The following is a 287-nucleotide window of genomic DNA, read 5'->3' as shown; positions in this document are numbered from 1 at the left end:
AGAGATATGTAAATTTTGAATTCTACAAAACCACTTGTCGATAAGGTGCAACCCCTACTTGAGTTTGAGAGATATGTAAATTTTGAATTCTACAAAACTGTCTTGCTTTGTTTCCTCTTTCATACGTGTTTGAGAGATATGTAAATTTTGAATTCTACAAAACACATTTTTCTTATTCATGAAAAGTATTTCGTTTGAGAGATATGTAAATTTTGAATTCTACAAAACTTATCACCTGTAGGTAATCCGTAAGCCTCGTTTGAGAGATATGTAAATTTTGAATTCTA

The sequence above is a fragment of the Gemella haemolysans genome, from assembly GCF_001553035.1.
Lineage (GTDB): Bacteria > Bacillota > Bacilli > Staphylococcales > Gemellaceae > Gemella > Gemella haemolysans_B.
The sequence above is the reverse complement of the archived record's forward strand: the minus strand, read 5'-3'. Positions refer to the sequence as shown.